At 73.4% G+C, this 21,347-nt stretch carries 17 protein-coding genes; 8 read left to right on the forward strand and 9 right to left on the reverse strand.

Annotated elements, in window-relative coordinates:
- Positions 1–65: 65 nt before the first annotated feature.
- Complete coding sequence (locus ACIP2X_RS25845) at positions 66–1,319, forward strand: pyroglutamyl peptidase (protein ID WP_401676813.1); 1,254 nt, start codon at positions 66–68, stop codon at positions 1,317–1,319.
- Here ACIP2X_RS25845 and ACIP2X_RS25850 read toward each other — a convergent pair.
- Both ACIP2X_RS25850 and ACIP2X_RS25855 read right to left on the reverse strand, forming a co-directional pair.
- Complete coding sequence (locus ACIP2X_RS25850; RefSeq protein WP_401676815.1) at positions 1,291–1,905, reverse strand: LysE family transporter; 615 nt, start codon at positions 1,903–1,905, stop codon at positions 1,291–1,293. The two genes, ACIP2X_RS25845 and ACIP2X_RS25850, sit on opposite strands and share 29 nt — an antisense overlap.
- On the reverse strand, positions 1,902–2,696 hold the full coding sequence (locus tag ACIP2X_RS25855) for an EI24 domain-containing protein (protein ID WP_401676817.1): 795 nt from the start codon (positions 2,694–2,696) through the stop codon (positions 1,902–1,904). The genes ACIP2X_RS25850 and ACIP2X_RS25855 overlap by 4 nt, the downstream gene beginning before the upstream one ends.
- Before the next feature lie 196 nt (positions 2,697–2,892).
- On the opposite strand from ACIP2X_RS25855, the gene ACIP2X_RS25860 reads away from it, so the two are divergent.
- Positions 2,893–5,445, forward strand: coding sequence for a M14 family zinc carboxypeptidase (locus tag ACIP2X_RS25860; protein WP_401676819.1), 2,553 nt, complete (start codon positions 2,893–2,895; stop codon positions 5,443–5,445).
- Positions 5,446–5,495: 50 nt separating this feature from the next.
- Positions 5,496–6,644 (forward strand): serine hydrolase domain-containing protein, encoded by a 1,149-nt coding sequence (locus ACIP2X_RS25865; protein ID WP_401676821.1) that lies wholly within the window; start codon positions 5,496–5,498, stop codon positions 6,642–6,644.
- Between the two features lie 70 nt (positions 6,645–6,714).
- Here the strand turns inward: ACIP2X_RS25865 and ACIP2X_RS25870 are convergent, their stop codons facing one another.
- Together ACIP2X_RS25870 and ACIP2X_RS25875 are read right to left on the reverse strand one after the other, a co-directional pair.
- A complete protein-coding gene (locus tag ACIP2X_RS25870; RefSeq protein ID WP_401676823.1) occupies positions 6,715–7,134 on the reverse strand; it encodes an organic hydroperoxide resistance protein in 420 nt (139 codons plus the stop codon).
- A gap of 114 nt (positions 7,135–7,248) precedes the next feature.
- Positions 7,249–8,271, reverse strand: coding sequence for an NADP-dependent oxidoreductase (locus ACIP2X_RS25875; protein WP_401676825.1), 1,023 nt, complete (start codon positions 8,269–8,271; stop codon positions 7,249–7,251).
- A gap of 122 nt (positions 8,272–8,393) precedes the next feature.
- Between ACIP2X_RS25875 and ACIP2X_RS25880 the strand changes: the two genes are divergently transcribed.
- Positions 8,394–8,834, forward strand: a complete 441-nt coding sequence (locus tag ACIP2X_RS25880) for a MarR family winged helix-turn-helix transcriptional regulator (RefSeq protein WP_401676826.1) — start codon at positions 8,394–8,396, stop codon at positions 8,832–8,834.
- Positions 8,835–8,954: 120 nt separating this feature from the next.
- The gene (locus ACIP2X_RS25885; protein ID WP_401676828.1) at positions 8,955–9,674 is read left to right on the forward strand and encodes a class I SAM-dependent methyltransferase; all 720 of its coding nucleotides are present in this window, start codon (positions 8,955–8,957) and stop codon (positions 9,672–9,674) included.
- Between the two features lie 5 nt (positions 9,675–9,679).
- Here the strand turns inward: ACIP2X_RS25885 and ACIP2X_RS25890 are convergent, their stop codons facing one another.
- The 4 genes from ACIP2X_RS25890 to wecB are packed head-to-tail and all read right to left on the reverse strand — an operon-like array spanning position 9,680 to position 15,483.
- Positions 9,680–11,863, reverse strand: coding sequence for a glycosyltransferase (locus ACIP2X_RS25890; RefSeq protein WP_401676830.1), 2,184 nt, complete (start codon positions 11,861–11,863; stop codon positions 9,680–9,682).
- Complete coding sequence (locus tag ACIP2X_RS25895; RefSeq protein ID WP_401676832.1) at positions 11,860–13,773, reverse strand: hypothetical protein; 1,914 nt, start codon at positions 13,771–13,773, stop codon at positions 11,860–11,862. The genes ACIP2X_RS25890 and ACIP2X_RS25895 overlap by 4 nt, the downstream gene beginning before the upstream one ends.
- Complete coding sequence (locus ACIP2X_RS25900) at positions 13,773–14,402, reverse strand: class I SAM-dependent methyltransferase (RefSeq protein ID WP_401676834.1); 630 nt, start codon at positions 14,400–14,402, stop codon at positions 13,773–13,775. Before ACIP2X_RS25900 ends, ACIP2X_RS25895 begins: the two co-directional genes overlap by 1 nt.
- Complete coding sequence (gene wecB, locus ACIP2X_RS25905) at positions 14,395–15,483, reverse strand: non-hydrolyzing UDP-N-acetylglucosamine 2-epimerase (protein WP_401676836.1); 1,089 nt, start codon at positions 15,481–15,483, stop codon at positions 14,395–14,397. Before wecB ends, ACIP2X_RS25900 begins: the two co-directional genes overlap by 8 nt.
- Positions 15,484–15,521: 38 nt before the next feature.
- Between wecB and ACIP2X_RS25910 the strand changes: the two genes are divergently transcribed.
- From ACIP2X_RS25910 to ACIP2X_RS25920, 3 genes are all read left to right on the forward strand, one after another.
- Positions 15,522–16,973: a glycosyltransferase family 4 protein gene (locus ACIP2X_RS25910; RefSeq protein ID WP_401676838.1), complete on the forward strand. Its 1,452-nt coding sequence runs from the start codon at positions 15,522–15,524 to the stop codon at positions 16,971–16,973.
- Positions 16,974–17,137: 164 nt separating this feature from the next.
- The gene (locus tag ACIP2X_RS25915) at positions 17,138–18,406 is read left to right on the forward strand and encodes a nucleotide sugar dehydrogenase (RefSeq protein WP_401677244.1); all 1,269 of its coding nucleotides are present in this window, start codon (positions 17,138–17,140) and stop codon (positions 18,404–18,406) included.
- Between the two features lie 32 nt (positions 18,407–18,438).
- The gene (locus ACIP2X_RS25920; RefSeq protein ID WP_401676840.1) at positions 18,439–19,611 is read left to right on the forward strand and encodes a glycosyltransferase; all 1,173 of its coding nucleotides are present in this window, start codon (positions 18,439–18,441) and stop codon (positions 19,609–19,611) included.
- A gap of 785 nt (positions 19,612–20,396) precedes the next feature.
- On the opposite strand, the gene ACIP2X_RS25925 is transcribed toward ACIP2X_RS25920, so the two are convergent.
- Positions 20,397–21,104, reverse strand: a complete 708-nt coding sequence (locus ACIP2X_RS25925) for a hypothetical protein (protein WP_401676842.1) — start codon at positions 21,102–21,104, stop codon at positions 20,397–20,399.
- Positions 21,105–21,347: the final 243 nt, after the last annotated feature.

Below are 21,347 nucleotides of genomic sequence, written 5' to 3' on the forward strand. Positions count from 1 at the left end.
CACTTCCGTCACGGGATACTGCGGCCGTTCCCGCACCCCACTGCGACGGAAGGACCCGAACCCCCTTGAACTCCATACGTGTTGGCATCGGTGCACTCGGAATCGCCCTGCTGGCCTCACTCCCGGCCCCCGCCACCGCCTCGGCAGGCCCCGCGGTCACCGTCACCGTCGAGGAACAGCGGCTGGAGCGCGCCGCGCCGCAGGAGATCCTGCGGCGGTCCGGATTCGACGCGGTGGCCCCCGGGTTCGCCGAGGCGCTCAACCGGGCCCGCTCCTACGGGCAGGCCCACCGGATCGTCGTACGGGAAGGGTCGGCGCTGTGGCGGCGGGCGGTCGAACGGGCGCAGGGACGCGGGCCGGACGTGGGTGATCTCAGCCGTGACGACGACCGGCCGCTGTACTGGGCGCGACTCGGGATGACGCGGGAAGTACGCGGCTGGGAGCCGGCGTTCGGGCTCGACGAGCGGCAGCGCGGGGCGCTGCTGGACGTGCTGGAGCGGACCTCGCGCGGACAGAGCGACATCGACCACCCGTCACGCGGCAAGGGCGTGAAGCGGGTCCTGGTCACCGGGTTCGACCCGTTCACCCTGGACCGGGACGTGCGGATCTCCAATCCGTCCGGCGCCACCGCCCTCGCGCTCGACGGCACGGTGATCCGGACCGCGGACGGGCCGGCGCGGGTGGAGACCGCCGTGTTCCCGGTGCGCTGGCAGGACTTCGCGGACGGCTCGGTGGAGCGGACGCTGCGGCCGTATCTGCCGAAGGTCGATCTCTTCACGACGGTGAGTCAGGGCCGCGTCGGGCGGTTCGACGTCGAGCGGACCAACGGGGCCTGGCGGGGCGGGTTCGCGGACAACGAGAACATCGGGAGGACGGAGACCGTCCCCGTCACCGACCCGGCCTCGCAGCCGCAGTGGACGTCGACGACGCTGCCGTACGCGGCGATCGTGGCCGCCGGCACCGGGCGCTTCCCCGTGTACGACAACACCTCGGTGACCGAGATCCCGGCGGGCGGCACCCAGGCCGTCGTGCGGCCGGACGGGCCGACCCCCGGGTCTACGGCGCGCGCCGGGGGCGGCGGCGACTACCTCTCCAACGAGATCGCCTACCGCGCGACGCTGCTGCGGGACCGGCTGGGGCTGCACGACCGGCTGCCGGGCGGTCATGTGCACACGCCGGTGCTCCAGTTCGCCGCGGGCAACACCACGGAGGTCACCGACCCCGAGTTCGTCCGCAACCGGCTCGACATCATCGCGCAGGTACGGGCGATCGTGACCGTCGCGCTCGAGGCTAGTGCGACGGGGCGAACGCGAGGCTGACGCCCAGGCCGGCCAGGGCGGCACCGATCACCTTGTTGAGGACCTTCTGGCCGCGCAGCATCAGGGTGCGCATCCGGTCCTGAGAGAAGAAGACGGCGACGACGCCGAACCACAGCAGGTGGGCAAGCGACATGAACAGGCCGTAGCCCACCTGCTGGGGCACCGGCGTGCCGGGGCCCACGACCTGGGCGAAGGTCGAGACGACGAACAGGGTCGTCTTCGGGTTCAGGACGTTGGTGAGGAAGCCGGCGCGCAGGGCCGCGAACGGGGTGAGGCCACCGCCGCGCTCCAGGTCGACCTGGAGCTCGCCGCGGGTGCGGAAGGTGCGGACGCCGATGTACACGAGGTAGGCCGCGCCGACCAGTTTGATGACCGTGAAGAGGAAGGTCGACGAGGCGATCAGCAGACCGACGCCGAGCATGGTGTAGGTGACGTGCACCAGGACCCCGGCGGCGACGCCGACCGCGCCGAGCAGGCCGGTGCGGCGGCCGTGCAGATAGCTGTTGCGGACGACCATCGCGAAGTCGGCGCCGGGGGCGATCACCGCGAGAACGGTGATGACGGCGACGGCGAGCACCTCGGTCACCGGGTGACCTCCCGGGCGCCGTCCTTGCCGACGGCCCCCTCGGCGATCTCCTCGCCCCGCAGGTCGCGGGCGAGCAGGGTGGCGCCCGCGACCGCGCCGGGCATCAGGAACACGGCGACGAAGGGGACGAGGAAGGCGAGGCCGAGGGGGGTGCCGAAGCCCCAGATCAGGGTCTTGCGGGAGCGCAGCAGGGCGAGCCGGTCACGGAGTTCGACGCCGCGTCGCTGGAGGGCGACGGAGGTGAGCTCCTCGGTGAGGAAGAAGCCGGTGACGAAGAACCCGATCACGGGTACGGCGGTCTGGCCGACCAGGGGGACGAAGCCGAGGGCGAAGAGCAGCACCCCCCAGACCGCGGCGCGCCCCAGGACGCGCAGGCTGTCGCGCGCCGAGATCCACAACTCCCGGTACAGGGGCAGGTCGGAGACGGGCGCGGTGCCGTCCGGCGAGACGTCACGGTCGACGGACTCGGACAGGGCCTCGTAGAAGGGCTGGCCGATCAGCAGGGTGACGGCCGTGAAGGTGAGGACGGCCAGCAGCAGGGCGAGGGCGAACAGGACGGCCGTCAGGAAGCCGCGGAACAGCCCGAGCCAGGGGCTCGACCAGTCGTCGGCGAAGGGGGTCGACCAGCCGACGAAGTCCTCGCCCCACACGGCGAGCGCCACCAGGGCCGCCGCGTACAGGACGAGGGTGATCAGGCCGGGAAGCAGCCCGAAGCCGTATTTCTTGCCGTGCCGGGCCACCCAACGCTGGCCCTTCAGGAGATAGCTGAAACCCACCCCGAGATCGCGCATGGGGGGAACCCTATCGGGGGCCTGCACGGGGGCGGTCACGCAGGTGTGACGGCCGGGACCGCCTTCCTGCCGCGCGCCCGCCGTGCGCCATCCGGGGCAACGGCGGGTCGCCGCGACACCAAGACCCTCTTGTTGCGGTTGAGTCGAACAGGTACACCTCGCCGTACCGATCTCAGGAACCCCTCAGGAGGTACGCGTGCGCATCACGAGAACGACCTCTGCGAGAACCGTCCTGACCGCCGCTGTCGCCCTCGGTACGGCCGGCTCGCTCCTGCTGGCCGTCCCCGGCCCGGCAGGCGCGGACGACGACGCCGTCACCAGGGCAGACACGGAGGGTCCCGCCCTCGACTCCACCCTCGCCAAGTCCCCGGCGAGCAGCGCCCGTCGGGCGTTCGCCGAGCCCCTGCCCGATCTGTCGGACCCCTCCCGTGGCTACCCGCGCGAGCAGCGGCTGGCCCCGGACCCGGTGGACCCGGGCGACAAGTCGCTCAAGCTGGGCCTCACCCCGTACCACGCCCTCGCGCCGAAGCTGAACGCGTTGCAGCGCCTGGGCGACCGGGTGAGCGTGGAGGTCGCGGGCCGCTCGGCCGGTGGCCGGCGGCTCTATCTGGTCACCGTCACCGCACCGGAGACGGCCCGTCAGGCCCGCGAGCAGACCCGGATGCGGGAGCTCATCGAGAACGCGCCGGCGGTGGCCGCGAAGGACCCGCGCGTCAAGGCTTCGTACAAGACGCCCGTCTTCTTCAACAACAACATCCACGGCAACGAGTGGGAGGGCACCGACGCGTCCCTCAGGCTCGTCGAACGGCTCGCGACGGCGGACGACACGGCCACGAGGGACCTGCTCGCGCACAGCCGCCTGTACTTCAACATCACCGCCAACCCCGACGGCCGGATCGCCGGAACCCGGGCGAACGCGAGCGGGTTCGACCTCAACCGGGACCTCGTCACCGCTTCCCAGCCCGAGGCGCGGGCGATGCGGCAGATCATGGTCGACAAGCAGCCGGCGGTCCTGCTCGACCTGCACGGCTACGTCAACGGCACCCTCATCGAGCCCACCACCCCGCCGCACGGCGAGAACTACGAGTACGACCTCTTCCTCAAGCACACCTACGCCAACGCCCTCGGCATGGAGGCCGCCGTCAACGGACTCGGCCACACACCCGCCGAGGACGGCGTCGAGCCCGCCCAGATCCCCTTCCGGGACCAGGAGGAGGGCTGGGACGACTGGCCGCCCATCTTCACCCCGCAGTACGCCGCCTTCCACGGCGCGGTCGCCGCGCACACCGTCGAGATCCCGCTCCAGGTGAACAACAGCGCCTACGACACCCTGCCGCAGGCCGAGTTGCGCCGCCGGTCCGCGATCAACGTCGACGTCGCGGGCGCCGCACTCACCGCGACCCTGGACTACGTACGGGACAAGCGCCGCACGCTGGTCGCCGACCAGATCGAGGTCTTCCGGCGGGGCGCCGCGGGGGCCGCGCAGGTGCCGGTGTCCGAGGAGACCGTGCCCGGCGTGCCCGGCATCGGCCCCGAGGACGTCTACACCACCACCTTCCCGCGCGCCTACGTCATCGCGGCGGGCGACGCCCAGCGCTCCGCCACCGCCGCCGCGCGCCTGGTCGGCCATCTGCTGGACAACGACGTCCGCGTCGGCCGGGCGGACCACTCCTTCCGGCTCTCCGGCCGCTGGTACGCCAAGGGCTCGTACGTCGTCGACATGCGCCAGCCCAAGCGCGGTCTCGCCAACGTGCTGCTGGCCGACGGGCGGGACATCAGCGCCAAGGTGTCGGCGATGTACGACATCTCCGGCTGGAGCCTCGGCCGGCTGTGGGGCGCCTCGGTCGGGCCGGTGCGCGGGCTGCCTTCCGTACCGTTGCGCCCGGTGCGCGAGGCGGCGCGCGTGGCGTACGTGGCCCCGCGCGGCGATCTGCGGCTGCGCCTCGACGACCCGCGCGAGGTCGCGGCCCTCAACTCCCTGCTCTCCCAGGGCGTACGGGTCCGGCAGGCGGCCGACGGCAGTGTGCTCGTGCCGGGTTCGGCCCGACGGCAGGCGGTGGCCGTGGCGCGTGCCCACGACGTCGCCTTCACGGCGACCCGGCTGACCGGCGGCACCGGGCTGACCCGGGTACGGGTGGCGGCGGCCGTCACCTCGGGGGAGCTGTTCGCGCTGCGCGAGATGGGCTTCGAGGTGACACCGGTGTCGGCCGGGGTGCTCAACGCCGGGTTCGACTGGTCGGGGGTGGACGTGCTGTTCGTGTCGGCGGGGCTCGCGTACGACGACCTGAACCCGGCCGCGCGCCAGGCCCTCGGCCGGTTCCTCGACGGGCACGGTCTGGTCGGGCGCGGGGCGGTCGGGGCGGAGTTCAACGCCGGCGCCGGGCTGCTGCCGGTCAAGCCCGTCGAAGGCAACGGGGACGCCAACGGGGTGGTGCGGGTGGTGAACGCGGGAGGCCGGATCACCGCGGGAGCGCCGGAGCACTCCTTCGTCTACGCGCCGCTGTGGTTCACGGATCTCGGACACGGGGTGCGTGTGGAACAGTCGTACGCGACGGGCAGGCCGCTCGTGTCGGGGCACTGGCGGGCGCTGCCGGACGGCAGCGGCGGGCCCGGAGCCGCGGCGGGACGGGCGTCGGTGATCAGTGGTCCGCACGCGGTGCTCTTCGGGACGGAACCACTCTTCCGTGATCACCCCAAGGGGGAATTCGCTCAGGTCGGACGGGCATTGTTCACCTTGGCGACCAGGTAGACCACGGCACACGCGAGCAGCGGACGGCCGAGGAGGCAAAAGGAGATCGGATGACGCAGGAGATCCACGGCACCGTCGCCGAGGGCTACGAGGAGGTGCGCGCGGAGTTCGCCGCCTTCGTGGCCCGGGAGCGGGCGGACTACGAGGGACAGTTGTGCGCCTACGTGCACGGGCGGCGGGTCGTCGACCTGTGGGCGGGCCCGGACGGCGCCTCGGCCGAGTCGCTGCACGGCGTCTTCTCGTCCACCAAGGGCGCCGCCCACCTCGTCGTCGCGCTGCTCGTCCAGGACGGCACGCTCGAACTGGACCGGAAGGTGACCTACTACTGGCCGGAGTTCGGCGCCGAGGGCAAGAGCGCGCTGACCCTGCGGGAGCTGCTCACGCACCGGGCGGGGCTGATCGGGCTCGACGCCGGGTTCACCGAGGAGGAGCTCGCGGACGACCGGATGATCGCCGAACGGCTCGCGGACCAACGGCCGTTCTGGCGTCCGGGGACGGCGTTCGGCTATCACGCGCTGGTGATGGGCGCCCTCGCCGGTGAGGTGGTGCGGCGGGCCACCGGCCGCACCCTCCAGGAGGTGTACGAGGAGCGGGTGCGGGTCCCCTACGGGCTGGACTTCTTCCTCGGGCTGCCCGCCGCTGAGGAGGTCCGCTTCCGGACCGTTCAGCCGATGCTGCCGACGTCCGAGCAGCAGGCCGTGCTGGACGCCCGGCCGACGGGGCCGCACACGCTCACCGCGATCGCCTACAACGCGCATGTGGGCGGGCCGGGGGAGCTGGTGGACCACGCCAACTCCCCGCTGGTGCGCGCCAAGGGCCCGGCGTCGGCGGGCGGAGTGGCGTCGGCGCGCGGGCTCGCCGGGATGTACGCGGCGGCGATCAGCGAGGTGGCCGGGCGGCCGCCGTTGCTCAAGCCGGACACGGTCGCCGAGGTCGGCCAGATCCACTCCGTCGGCCACGACCTGGTGGGCCGGGCCCACAAGGCGTACGGGCTCGGTTTCCAGGCGACGGCCGAGAACTGGTACCCGTTCCTCGGCGCGGGCACCTTCGGGCACAGCGGGGCGGGCGGTTCGCAGGCCTTCGCGGATCCCCGCAGCGGGCTGGCGTACGGGTACACGCGGCGGCGCTGCGCGTTCCCGGGCGGGGCGGCGCCGGAGAACGAGAGGTTCGTCCGGGCCGCGCACCGGGCGGCCGTCTGAACCAGGCGCACGGACGAAGGCCGCACCCCACGTCCCGGGGTGCGGCCTTCGCCGTGCGTGACGGGTGCCGTCAGGCGAGCGTCACGGTGATGTTCCCGCGGGTCGCCTTGGAGTACGGGCAGACCTGGTGGGCCTTCTCGACCAGCGACTTCGCGGTGCTCTCGTCGACGCCCGGGATGTCCGCCGAGATCTCGACGATGATCCCGAAGCCGTCGTCGTTCTTTCCGATGCCGACCTTCGCGGTGACGGTCGAACCGGAGATGTCGGCGTTCTCCCGGCGGGCCACGACGCCGAGGGCACCCTGGAAGCAGGCGCTGTAGCCGGCGGCGAACAGCTGCTCCGGGTTGGTGCCGGAGCCGCTGCCGCCCATCTCCTTCGGCGGGTTCACCACGACGTCGAGCCTGCCGTCGTCGGTGGCGACCCGGCCGTCGCGGCCGCCCTGGGCGGTGGCGACGGCGGTGTACAGGACGTCGGACTGCTGAATGGGCATGCGGTGGTCTTCCTCCTCGGTCCACCCGGGACTCGCGCCCACGACCCCGGATGATTTCGGAAAGAATTTACCGCATACCGGAAAGCCAAGGAAGGCCGGGCGGGACGGCGGACCTCAGAGCTTGACGATCATCTTTCCGGTGTTGTCGCCGCGCAGCACACCGAAGAAGGCCTCCAGGTTGTTCTCGATGCCCTCGACGACGGTCTCGCGGTACTTGAGGGCGCCCGAGGCGATCCAGGGGCCGACCTCCTGGACGAACTGCGGCTGGAGGTCGTAGTGGTCGCCGACCAGGAAGCCCTCGATGCGGCCGCGGGTCTGGATGAGGCGGGCGAGGTTGCGCGGGCCGGGGGCGGGTTCGGTGTTGTTGTAGACCGAGATCATGCCGCAGACCGCGATGCGGCCGCCCAGGTTCAGGGAGCCGACGGCCGCCTCCAGGTGGTCGCCTCCGACGTTGTCGAAGTAGACGTCGATGCCGTCGGGGGCGGCGGCGCGCAGCTGCTCGCTCACCGGCCCGGACTTGTAGTTGAAGGCGGCGTCGAAGCCGTACTCCTCGACGAGCAGCTTGACCTTCTCGTCGGAGCCCGCGGAGCCGATGACGCGGGAGGCGCCCTTGAGCTTCGCGATCTGCCCGACCTGGCTGCCGACGGCACCGGCGGCGCCGGAGACGAACACGACGTCGCCCTCCTTGAAGGCGGCGGTGCGCAGCAGGCCCGCGTAGGCGGTGAGCCCGGTCATGCCGAGCACGCCCAGGTACGTGGACAGGGGCGCGGCCTGCGGGTCGACCTTGACGGCGTTCTTGGCGTCGAAGGCGGCGTACTCGCGCCAGCCGAAGAAGTGCAGGACGTGGTCGCCGACCGCGAAGCCCTCGGCGCGCGAGGCGACGACCTCGCCGACGGCGCCGCCCTGCATGACCTTGCCCAGCTCGTAGGGGGCGGCGTAGGACTTGGCGGCGCTCATCCGGCCGCGCATGTAGGGGTCGACGGAGACGTACAGGTTCCGTACCAGGACCTGGCCCTCACCCGGCGTGGGCATCGGGGCCTCGACCAGGGCGAAGTCCTCGGGCTTGGGCCAGCCGACGGGACGGGCGGCCAGGTGCCACTCGCGGGAGACGTCGGGCAGGGCGGGGGTGGCGGTCATGGTGCGGGCACCTTTCCTCGGGCTTCGGACTCGCGCAGGAGCCGATACTGATACTTCAGTACCTGAAACAACGATGCGCTTGAACATTTCATGCTGTCAAGTAACGGGGTACCCTGGACGGCATGGCCACACCTCACCGCACCCGCCCCGACGCGCTGACCATGGAGGTCGTCGACCTGATCGGCTCGGTCGTGGCCCGGTACCACGAGGAGTACGAGGAGGCGGCCGCCGAGCACGCGCTGACCGGCGCCCAGGCCAAGCTGCTCAGCCTGCTCTCGCTGGAGCCGCTCCCCATGCGCAAGCTGGCCCATAAGCTCAAGTGCGAGCCGTCGAACGTCACGGGCATCGTCGACCGCCTCGCGTCGCGGGGCCTGGCCGAGCGCCGCCCGGATCCGGCCGACCGCCGGGTGAAGCTGGCGGCGGCGACGGACGAGGGCCACCGGGTGGCCCGCAGCCTGCGCGAGTCGCTGCGCTTCGCCCGGGAGCCGCTGGCGGGGCTGAGCGAGGAGGAACGGCGGACACTGCGGGACCTGCTGCAGCGGATGGTGGCGGTGGAGGGCTAGGGATTGCCGGACGGGCCCTGGGCCCCCGCGGCCAGTGGCATCACGCCTTCCGGGTGGCCGGGAGCGCGAACCGCCGGGGGGTTGCGCGGCGCGGGTGCGGCATCTCCTTAGCCTCTGCGCATGGCGACCCTGTGGGACCTCATGCGCGACTGCATCCCCGACGACCACGCACGCCAGGTCACGTCCCGCTACTACCTGGACGAGGTCATGACCGCGCCGGGCGCGCCGGACCGGGTGGTCGACCTCGGGTGCGGGCGGGGCGCGTCCGTCGCCCTCTTTCGCAGACACGATCCGAAGGTGCGATGGATCGGGGTGGACATCCAGGACTCCCCGGAGTCGCGCCAGTACCGGCCGAACGGAGATGCGCTGGTCCACTTCGACGGAGTCCGCCTGCCGTTCCGCTCGGACACCGTCCCGCTGATCTACTCGCACCAGGTCTTCGAGCACGTCTCGCACCCGCGTGAGCTGCTCGCGGAGATCGGCCGGGTGCTGCGGCCGGGCGGGCTGTTCATCGGCAGCACGTCCCAGTTCGAGCCGTACCACTCCTTCAGCCTGTGGAACTACACGCCGTACGGCTTCCGGGTGCTGGTCGAGGAGGCCGGGCTGACCCTGAAGGAGATCCGGCCCTCCCTGGACGGGGTGACGCTGATCATGCGGTCCTACGGGGACGGCGGCAAGCAGAAGTACGGGCGCTACTGGAGCGAGGAGTCCCCGCTGAACGTCGAGATCGACAGCTGGGCGCAGCAGACCGGGCGGCGGACGGCGCTGGTGAACCTGCGCAAGCTGACGTTCTGCGGTCAGTTCGTCTTCCGGGTCGCCAAACCGGAGCGCGCCGCCTGATCCCGTCAGCGGGACACCAGCAGATCCGTCCAGGTCCGGGCCACCCGGTGCAGCGAGAACTGCTCCCGCACCTGGGTGCGGGCCAGTTGCCCGGCCTCCCGCCAGCCCTCCTCGCCCAGCCCGGCCAGCGACTCCGCCATCGCCTGCGGATCCTGGTGGATCCAGCGCCGGTCGTAGATCTCGTCGGCCCCCGGCCACGGCAGCAGCGCGGGCACCGCGGCGGAGGCCATGCCCTCGGCCGGGGCGAGATGGAAGCTCTCGTCGTCGCTGGTGGACAGCACGTTCCCGATCCGGCGGAGCCAGCCGGCCACGTCCGCGCCGAAGTCGTCGAAGACCACCGCCCCGTCGAGCAGCGGCGAGGTCTGCATACGGCGCAGTACGGCGTCGTAGTGCGCGCGCTCCTCGGGCTTGTTCCAGATCCACCAGTACTCCCAGGGCGGCTTGGACTTGACGGAGAGGTGCCAGCGACGGTCCCGGGCGCGCAGCGCCTCCAGCACGTCCAGGCCCAGGTCCATGCGCTTGCGACAGGGCGCGATGCCGATCATGCCGAGCCGGAAGCGGGCTCCGGGCGCCTTGGGGCGGTCGAGCTGGTCGGTGTCGACCCAGTTCGGGACGACCGTCACCTTGGACTCCGGCCAGCCGGTCTCCTCCAGGGTGCGGCGGGCGTAGTACGAGCTGACGCAGATGACCTGGTCGACGGCGTCGATGTCGACCTGCGCGGGCCAGTCGGCGTCCAGTTCGAAGCGGTGCAGCCGGACGATCAGCCGGCTGTCCTGCCGCTTGTGGCGGCTGTACCAGACCGCGGCCGGGCCGCACCACTCGACGACCACGACGTCGGCCCATCCGGCGAGTTCCCGGCTCGCCGCCGGATCGTGCCGGGCCAGCGCGGGCCAGGCGTCGACGCGTACGTCGAGACCGGGCACGGTGCGGAAGTGGTCGAGGAGCCGGGAGAGGAACTTCAGGTCGTGGCCGGCGACGCCGACCCGCAGCGGCCGCGGCCGGGCGATCACGGCGGCGGGCGCCTCGGGGAAGGCCTGGTCCAGCTGGGCGCGCCAGCGCGCGGCGGCGGCCCGGAGCGTGTACCGGGAGGCGGCCTGACGGCAGCGTTCGGCGGCGGTCCGCCGGGCCTGCGGCTCCCGCACCGCACGCGCGACGGTCTCGACGGCGTCGTCGAGTCCGGCGTGCCCGGTGACGAACAGGGGGTAGTCGCCGCCGAGCAGCGCTTCGTGGGTGGGGGTGCGGTTGAGGACGACCGGCAGCCCGAGGGCGCCGAACTCCAGCACCTTGGTGGACAGTTCGAGGCTCGCGTCCAGCGCGGGCTCGCGCCAGCCGATGCCGAGGTCGCACTCGGCGGCGATGCGCATGGCCTCCTCGCGCGGCTGCCCGCCGTGGTGCTCGACGCCCGGCGTGCCGGCCAGCGCCCGCGCCATGGCGTCCTGGAACTCCGGGTGCGAGGGGTCCTCGTGGATCTTGTCGCCGACGGTGTGCAGCTCGGCCCGCACCCCCTCCTCGGCGAGCAGCGCCGGCAGCCGGGTCATCGGCAGGGTGTTCCACAGCGGGGCGAACTTGCCGGTGTAGACGAGCCGGAAGGGGTCGTGCGGATGCTCGCGCTCCGGCAGCGGGAAGCCCGGCTCGGGCACGGCGGGCGGGCTGAGCACGCACTTGCCGCAGGCCTCGGGCACGGAGGTCTCCAGCAGGCAGCGCAGCTCCTCGGTCTGGCACAGCAGACGCTGGGAGGCCTCGGCGATGCGGGTGAGCTCCGCGCGCGCCCCCTCGGTCATCTCGGCGGCCGACTGCGGGATGTCGGTGAGGTAGGCCCAGATCCGGCCCTCGAAGAGGCCGTCGGTGACCATCCGCCCCACCAGCCGCCGGCCGCGCAGCACCAGCAGGTCGCAGGGCTCGTCCTGGTCGAGCAGGGTCAGCGCCTGGGAGGCCTGCACCGGCGACAGCGGCCGGTCGGACAGCCCGGACAGCAGCCGCTGCTCGTGCGGGCTGACCACGGTGACCCCGGGCAGCCCGGCCAGCGGGTCGATCAGCCGGCTGGTGAGCACGGGGGCCTTGAGGACCAGCCGGGTCCGGCAGCCGGCCCGCGACAGTGCCTGCACCGTCGACTGGGCCCAGACGGCGGAGCCGTCGATGAGATTGAGGTCAACGTCGCCGTAGACGAGCGCGTTCAGTGTCCGGCTCATGTCGGCTCCTTCCCGCACCAGGCGAACAGGCGGTGTCCCTGGCGCGCCCAGGTCTCGGGCGGCGCGCCGGAGGTCAGCAGCGACCGGCGCACCAGGAGGGGGCGCAGTTCGGGGACGAAGAGGTAGTCGTCGGCGGCGGGCGTGGAGCCCACCGCGTCGGCGCCGGAGTACTCCTGCGCGCACATCAGGTCGAGCAGCAGGGTGTCCGGGCGTTCCTCGGTGAGGTCCGTCCAGTCGACGACCCAGGGCGCGAGGGGCTCGCCGGTGCGCACCGTGACGCCGGCGGCGGCGAGTTCGTCGAGCCCGGTGGGATCGGGCACGACGACCTCGGCGGGCCGGTGGCGCTGGCTCAGCACCTGCTCGGTGAGACGGGCGATGCCGGCCCGGTCCCGTGGGTCGGCCAGCACGCAGATCCGGCGCCGGTCCAGCGGGTCGGGGGCGCCGATCCGGCGGGCCAGCTGCGACAGGCGTACCCGGGAGCTCTCCGCCCGGAACACCTCGCGCAGTCGCTGCCGGCCGACGGCGGCCGGGTCGAGGCCCGTCAGCCGCACTCCGGCGTCGGCGTCGAGCACCGCGTCCCAGGCGAGCCGGGTGAGGCCGGGGGCGGCGGAGACCGGGCCGTCCCGCCACAGCAGGCAGCGGCGGCCCGCCGCACGGGTCTCGGTGAGCAGTTCGGCCAGTTTCCGGTCCAGGTCGGGGGCGAGTCCGCTGCCGGTGAGCGACCAGGGGCCCTCGCCGGTGCAGGCGCTGAGCTGGACGACCAGGGCGTCCGGGTCGGTGCGCTGCACGACCAGCCGGCCGTCGTGCGGCAGCGCACGGTTGACCACCGCGTCCGCCGCGAGGTCCGCGGCGGTCCCGTCGGTCAGCACACCGACGAGCACCATCCGGTCGCGGGGCGTCGAGGTGAACGCCCGGTGGGCGAGGTGCATCCGCCCGTCGGGCACCGCGATCTGGGGCACGGGACCGGACGGCGCCGGACGCGCCGTCGCGCGGCTCGCCGTGCCCGTGACCACGGTGCCCGGCTTGAGGCGCCCCCGCCATCGTCCGTACAGCTCCCGCAGCCCCGCCTCGGTGGCGGCGCGCGAGGAGGCGGACAGGGCACGGGACCTCACCCGTCCCCGCCACAGTCCGTACAGCTCGCGGGGCAGTCGGGGCGCCTCCTGCCGGGGGGAGCGGGCGGCCGACACCAGGGCCCGGCCCACCCGCAGGGAGGTCGAGCCCTCCAGCATGGCCACCCGCGCCTCCAGCAGGCCGACGCGGTCGCGTGCGCGGTGCAGGGCGGCCGCCAGCTGGTCCTTGTCCCGCGCGGCGGCGGCGAGGCGCTCGGCGAGGCCCTCCTCGTGGACGGGGCCGCGGGCGCGTTCCGCCTCCTCGGCGTCGCGTTCGAGGTCCAGCACCCGGGCCCGCAGCGAGCGGGACACCAGGTCGGCGAGGACGTACTCGTCGGCGATCCGCAGGGCGGTGGCGAAGCCCTCCGCCGGGACGGCCCGGCCGAACCAGTCGTGCGGCGGCCGGAGTTCGTCGGTGCGCACGATCACCGCGGCCGCGTGCAGGTGCACGTAGTCGAGGGGGGCGGCGCGCAGCACCTGGCAGTGGTGGGCGACCAGGGCGTCGAGCAGCCGGTGGTAGGGGAGTTCGGGGCCGCGGTGCCCGAAGAGGATCAGGCCGCGGCCGCCGGGGCGCATGCGGCGCAGCACGGCGAGACAGTCGGTCTCGGTGCCGTGCAGTGCCGGATCGGGTCCGAACGAGACGATCACCAGCTCGTTCTCGCCGATGTCGCGTTCGCCGTGGTGCATGGCGACGTCGTCGGGCAGATGGAGGTAGGGCTCCAGGTCGAGCCCGCCGTCGGTGGCGTCCACGACGGTGGTGACGCCGTCCAGGTGAGGGTGGAGCAGATCGGTCAGGCGCATCAGCGGGTCCTCGTGAAGACGTGGAAGCCGACCTCGTTCTCGCGGAAGCCGTACGGGGTGAACAGGGTGTGCCGCATGCCGAGGGGTTCGAGCAGCGCGGTGTACTCGTCGGCCGGGCGGTGCAGGATGTAGTCGCCGCGCGGCCGGCGGGTGGTGATGTCCTCGTCGGTCAGGATCAGCCGTCCGGTGATCCGCACCAGCGAGGCCAGGTTGCCCAGCCCGGCCGCCCACTCCGCGTCGTCGAGGACGTGGAAGAGGACGTCGAGGCAGAGCACCACGTCGTACGGCCAGGGGCTGCGCCACTCGTCCAGGGCGGCGACGGAGTAGCGCGGGCCGCCGCCCTCGGCCTGGGCGTGCGCGACGGCCTCCTCGCTCGTGTCGAAGGCGTCGACGCGGTGCCCGCAGCGGGCCAGGGCGCGGGCGAAGTGCCCTTTGCCGCAGCCCGCGTCGAGCACGAACAGGGGGGCCGACTCGTCGGCCAGGTCGCCGATCAGCGGCAGCAGGGCGCCGAGCCGCTGGGCGTAGAAGATCTCGTTGCCCGCGCGGTCCAGGCCGATGTGACCGCCCGAGGCGAGGTCGTCGTGCTCGCGGTGGCGGGTGTCCCAGTAGAGACGGGTGGACTCAGACATGGTGGTCCAGCCGGCGGACGACCTCGGCGGCGATCCGGGCTCCGGCGCGGCCGTCCCACAGGGGCGGTCCCTCGTCGGGCGCCGGCCGGCCGCCGTCCAGCACCTTGCGCAGCGCGGGGACGAGTTCGGCGTGGCCGACGAGCCGGTTGGTGCCGTGGGTGACGGTGACCGGCCGCTCGGTCGTGGTGCGCAGGGTCAGGCAGGGCACCCCGAGCACGGTGGTCTCCTCCTGTACGCCGCCGGAGTCGGTGATCACCGCCGCCGCGCCGCGCACCAGGCTCATGAACTCGACGTATCCCAGCGGGTCGAGGACGTGGACGCCGGGTGCGCCGTCGAGGCCGGCCTCGCCGAGCGCCGCCCGGCCGCGCGGGTGCAGGGGGACGGCGAGGTCGAGGAGGCGGGCCGCCTCGGTCAGCACCCGGGCGGCCGCCTTCGCCGCATCGGGGTCGTCGACGTTGGCGGGCCGGTGCAGGGTGACCACGGCGTAGCGCTCGGGCAGCCCGTGGGCGGCGCGGGCGGCGGCCGGGTCGAAGTGGTCCACATGGGTGAGCAGGGTGTCGATCATGGGGTTGCCGACCAGATGTACCCGGGCGGGGTCGACGCCCTCGCGGGCGAGGTGGCCGATCGCCTCCGGGCTGGTGGCGAACAGCAGATCGGCCAGCTGGTCGACCAGGCGCCGGTTCACCTCCTCCGGCATCGTCATGTCGAAGCTGCGCAGTCCCGCCTCCACATGGGCGAGGGGTATCCCCAGCTTGGCGGCGACCAGGGCGGCCGCCAGCGTGGAGTTGACGTCCCCGTAGACCATGACGAGGGCGGGGTCGCGGGCGGTCAGCTCGGCCTCCAGGGCGACGAGCAGGTCGGCGGTCTGCCGGGCGTGGCTGCCGGAGCCGACACCGAGATCGGTGTCCGGTTCGGGCAGGCCGAGCTGCCGGAAGAAGATGTCCGACATCCGTTCGTCGTAGTGCTGGCCGGTGTGCACGAGCACCTGGTCGCAGCCCGCCGTGCGCAGTGCGGCGACGACCGGGGCGGCCTTGACGAAGTTCGGTCGGGTGCCGACGACGTGAAGTATGCGGCCGTTCATGTCGTACTTTCTCCGCTCTCGCCGCCTAACGTGACGGCATGTCGCGTCATATCCCCCGTGCGCTCAGTCTGGCCGCATCCGTGGCGTGGGGCGAACTGCGCCATGACCCCCTGAGGGCCGCGCTGCTGGGGGTACGGCTGCTGCCGTCGCCCGTGCGGCGCCGGGTCCGTCCGCTGGAACGACGCCTGGCCGGCCGGGCCCGGACAGCGGGTCCGGCCGCTGCTCCATCCGGGGTACACGTGCCCGCGCCGCCCGCCCGCACGGCCCTCAGGCCGGTGCCGGGCCGGGTGCTCCATCTGGTCACCAACGGACTGCCGTTCAAGCACGCCGGTTACACCGTGCGCACCCAGAAGATCGCCGCGGCGCAGCGGGCCGCCGGTCTCGATCCGCACGTGGTGACGCGGGTCGGGTTCCCGGTGGCGCAGGGGGTGCTGGACGCCCGTGCGGTGCAGACGGTGGACGGGGTGCCGCAGCACCGGCTGTTGCCGTCCTGGCTGCCGTACGGGCAGGCGGCGGTGCTGGCCCGCAACGCCGAGCTGGCCGGGCGGCTGGTGGAGCGGCTGCGGCCGGCCGTGCTGCACCCGGCCACCGACCACGGCAACGGGCGCGTGGCGCTGGCCCTGCGCGCGGCCTACGGGCTGCCGGTGGTCTACGAGGTGCGGGGCTTCCTGGAGGACACCTGGCTGACCCAGGCACCGGGGCGGACGCCGGACGACCCGACGTACCTGGCCCGGCGCGAGCTGGAGACGCACTGCATGCGGGAGGCGGACCTGGTGCTGACGCTGGGGGCGGCGATGAAGGCGGAGATCGTGGCCCGCGGGGTGCCCGAGGAGCGGGTGCTGATCGTGCCGAACGCGGTGGACGAGGAGTTCCTGACGCCGCCGCCGGACGGGGCGCCGCTGCGGGCCCGGCTCGGCATCGCGCCGGACGACTTCGTGGTCGGCACGGTCAGCAGCCTTACTCCACACGAGGGAATCGGCACATTGCTCCATGCGGGTGCCGAGCTGAGGCGCCGCGGGGTGCCGTTGCGGCTGCTGATCGTGGGGGACGGACCCGAGCGGCCGGCGCTGTCGAGGCTGGCCGGCCTGCTGGGTCTCGACGACGGGACGGCGTTGTTCACGGGCCAGGTCCCGTACGCCCAAGTCCGCCAGTTCCACGCCGTGTTGGACGTGTTCGCGGTGCCGCGCACCGACGCCCGGGTGTGCCGGCTGGTGACGCCGCTGAAGCCGGTCGAGGCGATGGCGAGCGGGCTGCCGGTGGCCGCCAGCGATCTCCCCGCGCTGCGGGAGCTCGTCAAGCCGGGAGCGACCGGGCAGCTCGTTCCGCCCGCATCGGAACAGGCTTGGGCAGATGCGATCGAATTCCTTCTTTACAGTCGAAAGCGGTCCGAATGGGGTACGGCCGCTCGTCAGATCGTGGCGCGTGACCGCACCTGGACGCGGGTCGCCGCGACCACCCGGGAGGCGTACCGCGCCCTCGGCTGTCTCTGAGGAACCGCTCGGCCGTCCGCGAGGAGCCATCCGGCGCTCTCGCGGGAGCGGACCGGACCGCACAACTTCAGATCCGAGTCCGCCCACGGGACGGGAGCAGCCCTATGCAGGTCGACCAGTCCGAACCGCTCGGGGACAAGAACGCACAGCTCGGGGAATCAGAAATGGCCGGCACCGCCGAACTCGCGGTGATCGGGCTCGGCTACGTCGGACTGCCGCTCGCGCGGGAGGCGGCGGCGGTCGGCCTGAAGGTCGTCGGCCTCGACAAGAACCCCCGGATCGCCGCCGGGCTCAACTCCGGGCGCTCCCACGTCGACGACGTCTCCGACGAGGACGTCCGCGCGATGCTGGCGGCCGGGTTCCGCGCCGCCACCGACGACAGCTGCCTCGCCCGCGTCCAGACGGTGGTGATCTGCGTGCCGACCCCCCTCAACGGGGACGGCGGGCCCGATCTCAGCGCGGTCACGGCCGCCGTCCGGGCGGTGGCGGGCCGGCTGCGGCCCGGACAGCTCGTGGTGCTGGAGTCCACCACCTACCCGGGCACCACCGAGGAGGTCGTACGGCCGCTGCTGGAGGAGGTCTCCGGGCTGCGCGCCGGGCGGGACTTCGCCCTCGCCTTCTCACCGGAGCGCATCGACCCCGGCAACACCGGACACGGGCTGCGCGACACCCCGAAGGTCGTCGGCGGCTGCACCCCCTCGTGCGCCGCCCGCGCGGTCGGCTTCTACGGCAAGCTCGTCGACACGGTCGTGCAGGCGAAGGGCACCCGCGAGGCCGAGATGGCCAAGCTGCTGGAGAACACCTACCGGCACGTCAACATCGCCCTCGTCAACGAACTCGCCGTCATCAGCCACGAGCTGGGCGTCGACCTGTGGGACGCGATCCGCTGCGCCGGCACCAAGCCGTTCGGCTTCCAGGCGTTCCGGCCGGGTGCGGGCGTCGGCGGGCACTGCATACCCATCGACCCGAACTACCTGTCGTACAAGGTGCGTTCCTCGCTCGGCTACGAGTTCCGGTTCGTCGAGCTCGCCCAGGAGATCAACCGGCGGATGCCGGAGTACGTCGTCCGCCGCGCCCAGGACCTGCTCAACCACGCAGGCCGGCCGCTGCACGGCTCCCGGGTGCTGATGCTCGGCGTCACCTACAAGCCCGACGTGGCCGACCAGCGGGAGAGCCCGGCGGTGCCGGTGGCCCGGCTGCTGCGGCAGCGGGAGGCCGAGATCTTCTTCCACGACCCGCATGTCGACGAGTGGTCCGTCGACGGTGTGCCGGTCCCCCGCGTCGACGACCCGACGGCCGCCGCCGCCGGGCACGACCTGACGATCCTGCTCCAGGACCACTCCTCCTACGACCTGCCCGCCCTCGCCGACGCGGCCCGCCTGCTCTTCGACACCCGGGGGCGGATATTCCGCCCCGGTGTCGAGGTGCTGTAGCGGGCCGGGCGGAGCCGAAAGGTGCTGTTCTGATGCGGATACTCGTGGTCACCGTCGTCCACCATCCGGAGGACGCGCGGATACTGCACCGGCAGATCACGGCCCTGGCCGAACGCGGCCATCGGATCGTGTACGCCGCCCCCTTCGGCGCCCGCGGGGTGCAGCCGCGCCCGGGTGTCGAGGGCGTGGACCTCCCCCGGGCCGCCGGCCGGGAACGCCGGGCGGCGCTGCGGGCGGCGCGCGCGCTGCTCGTGGAGCGCGGACCGGACGCGGACGTGGTGCTGCTGCACGACCCGGAGTTGCTGCTCGCCCTGCCCGGCACGATGCGCCGCTGGCGGCGTGGCGGCCGGGCCCCGGTGACCGTGTGGGACGTGCACGAGGACACGGCGGCGGCGCTCACGATGAAGCGCTGGGTGCCGACGGCGCTGCGGCCGCCGCTGAAGCTGGCGGTGCGGGCGGCGGAACGCCTGGCCGAACGGCATGTACGGCTGCTGCTCGCCGAGGACGCGTACCGGGAGCGGTTCCGCCGGCTCCACCCCGTCGTGCCGAACCTCACGGCGGTGCCCGCCGCGCCGCCCGAACCGCCCGGCGCGGACCGGGTCGTCTATCTGGGGCATCTGTCCCGGGCACGCGGCGCGCTCGACCTCATCGAGACGGCGCGGCTGCTGGCGCCGGACGTCCGGGTCGACGCGATCGGCGCGGCCGACGTGGATGTGCGCGGCGCGCTGACCGAGGCCGACCGCGAGGGTGTCCTCGACTGGCACGGCTATCTGCCCAACGACCGTGCGCTCGCACTGCTCTCCGGCGCGACGGCGGGACTGTCCCTCCTCCACGACCAGCCCAACTACCGTCACTCGCGGCCCACCAAGGTCGTCGAGTACATGGCCCACGGCGTCCCCGTCGTCACCACGCCGAACCCGCTGGCGGCGGCCCTGGTGAAGCGGCACCGCTGCGGTCTCGTCGTCCCCTACGGCGACCCGGCGGCGGCCGCGGAGGCGGTACGGCGGCTGCGCACCGACGCGCGGCTGCGCCTGGACGCCGCCGCCCGCGGCCGCGCGGCGGCGCTGGCCGAGCTCGACTGGGCGGAGCGGGCGGCCGAGTTCACGGACGTCCTGGAGACCTGGGCGAAGGAGGCGGCCACCGACCGGACCCCACCGAACCTCGGCCCACCACCCCAGGAACCGGCGATCCACGCCAGGCGCTAGACGCCCCGGCGGCCCCCGGGACCGACCCGAACGCCCCCACCCGCCGGCCCCGTCGCATCGCACGCCGTCAGACACGCCGCCACACGAACGCGCCCGGCCTCCGCCCTACCCAAGCGGAGCCCCCGGGCGCCTGCGCGGGTCGGCCCGCTCTGGTCCGCCACCACACGAACCGACCGCCCGTACCAAGGGGGCACCCCGCCTCAAGGCCTACCGAAGCGGAACCGCCGGACGCTTGCGCGAGACGGCCGTTCCGGTGCGCCGCCACACGAACCGGCCACCCGTGCCACGGGGGCACCCCGCCTCGATGCCTACCGAAACGGAACCGCCGGAGGCCTGCGCGGGGCGGCCGTTCCGGTGCGCCGCCACGCGAACCGGCCACCCGTGCCGCAGGGTGACCGCCGCCGGGCCCGCCCGGACGGAGTCCCCGGGCGCTTGCGCGGGCCCCCGTTCCGGTGTGCCGCCACACGAACCGACCGGGCCTACCGAAGCGGAACCGCCGGAGGCCTGCGCGGGACGGCCGCTCAGGTACCCCGCCACACGAACCGGCCACCCGTGCCGCAGGGCGACCGGCCTCGGGGCCTGCCCGAGCGGAGCCGTCGGGCGGTTGGGGGCGGTTACGGTGTGCCGCCACACGCACCGGCCACCCGTGCCACGGGCGCCCGGCCTCCGGACCGAGCCGCCGGACGCCTGCGCGGTCAGCGGTCCCTTCAGGTGCGCCGCCACGCGAACCGGCCACCCGTGTCGCAGGGCGACCGGCGCCTCGGTGCCGGGCGCAGTCCGGTGGGTTAGGTGCACCACCACAGGAAGCGGTCGCAGGTTTGGGTGGGGGTCGGTTTGGGGGTCGGGTCCTGGCTCGGGGGGTCCGCCGTCGGGGTGGGGGTCGGGTCCGGGGCGGGTGGGGGCGCCGGGGCGGAGGCCGTCGGGTCCGGGGCCGTGTCCGCCGGGGCGGAGCCTTCCTCCGCCGTCGGGCTCGCCGACTCCTTGTCCTCCTTCTCGTCCTCCTTGGCCGACTCGGACGGGGAGGCGGACGCGGAGGAGGACGAGGACGCCGTGGGTGTGGCGCCCGTGGAGGCGTCGGCCCCGGGGGCCGCCGACTCGTCGGACCCGTCCTCCGCGCCGCCGTCCGCCGAGGCGTCCCCGGCGGCGGCCGGCTTCGGCGCCGAGCCGGGGGCGTCCAGGCCGAGTTCGGCGAGGCTGAGGGCGCCCGCGGCCAGCAGGAACCCCGCGACGATCAGCAGGGTGCGGCGCCGCCGGCGGCGGTGGGCCGCGGCCTTGCGGTCGCGACGGCTGGCGTTCGACTGGCGACGGCGCCTGGACTCCCGCCCGGAGCCGTCGTCCTCCTCGAACTCGGCATCGTCGTCGTCGATCTCGTCGATCTCGTCGGCGTCGGCATCGTTGTCGTCGCGCTCGGCGCCGCGCGGTTCGCCGGGCTCCGCGGCCCGGACCACCGTGACGACGTCCGTACGCACATCCGTCCGTACGACGGTACGCACGACGGTTTCCTCCGCGTAGGCGCGAAGTTGATCGGAAGGTGTGCCGCACCCCGGGCAGGCGAGCGCGCCATTCAGGTGCCGTCGGCACGGGTGGCAGTAGTCCATGACGCGGGAAGGTTAAGTTTTTGATCGGTAACGTTCATAGTCGTCGCTGTGAAGGTTCTGTGCGGAACAGGCCCCTCCGGCGCGTCGACTTGAGGGCAACCCGCGCGCATCGGGCCGAAACCGGTCAGCGAAAGTCTC

Origin of the sequence: Streptomyces sp. NPDC089424 (assembly GCF_044749345.1) — a bacterium.
Classification (GTDB): domain Bacteria; phylum Actinomycetota; class Actinomycetes; order Streptomycetales; family Streptomycetaceae; genus Streptomyces.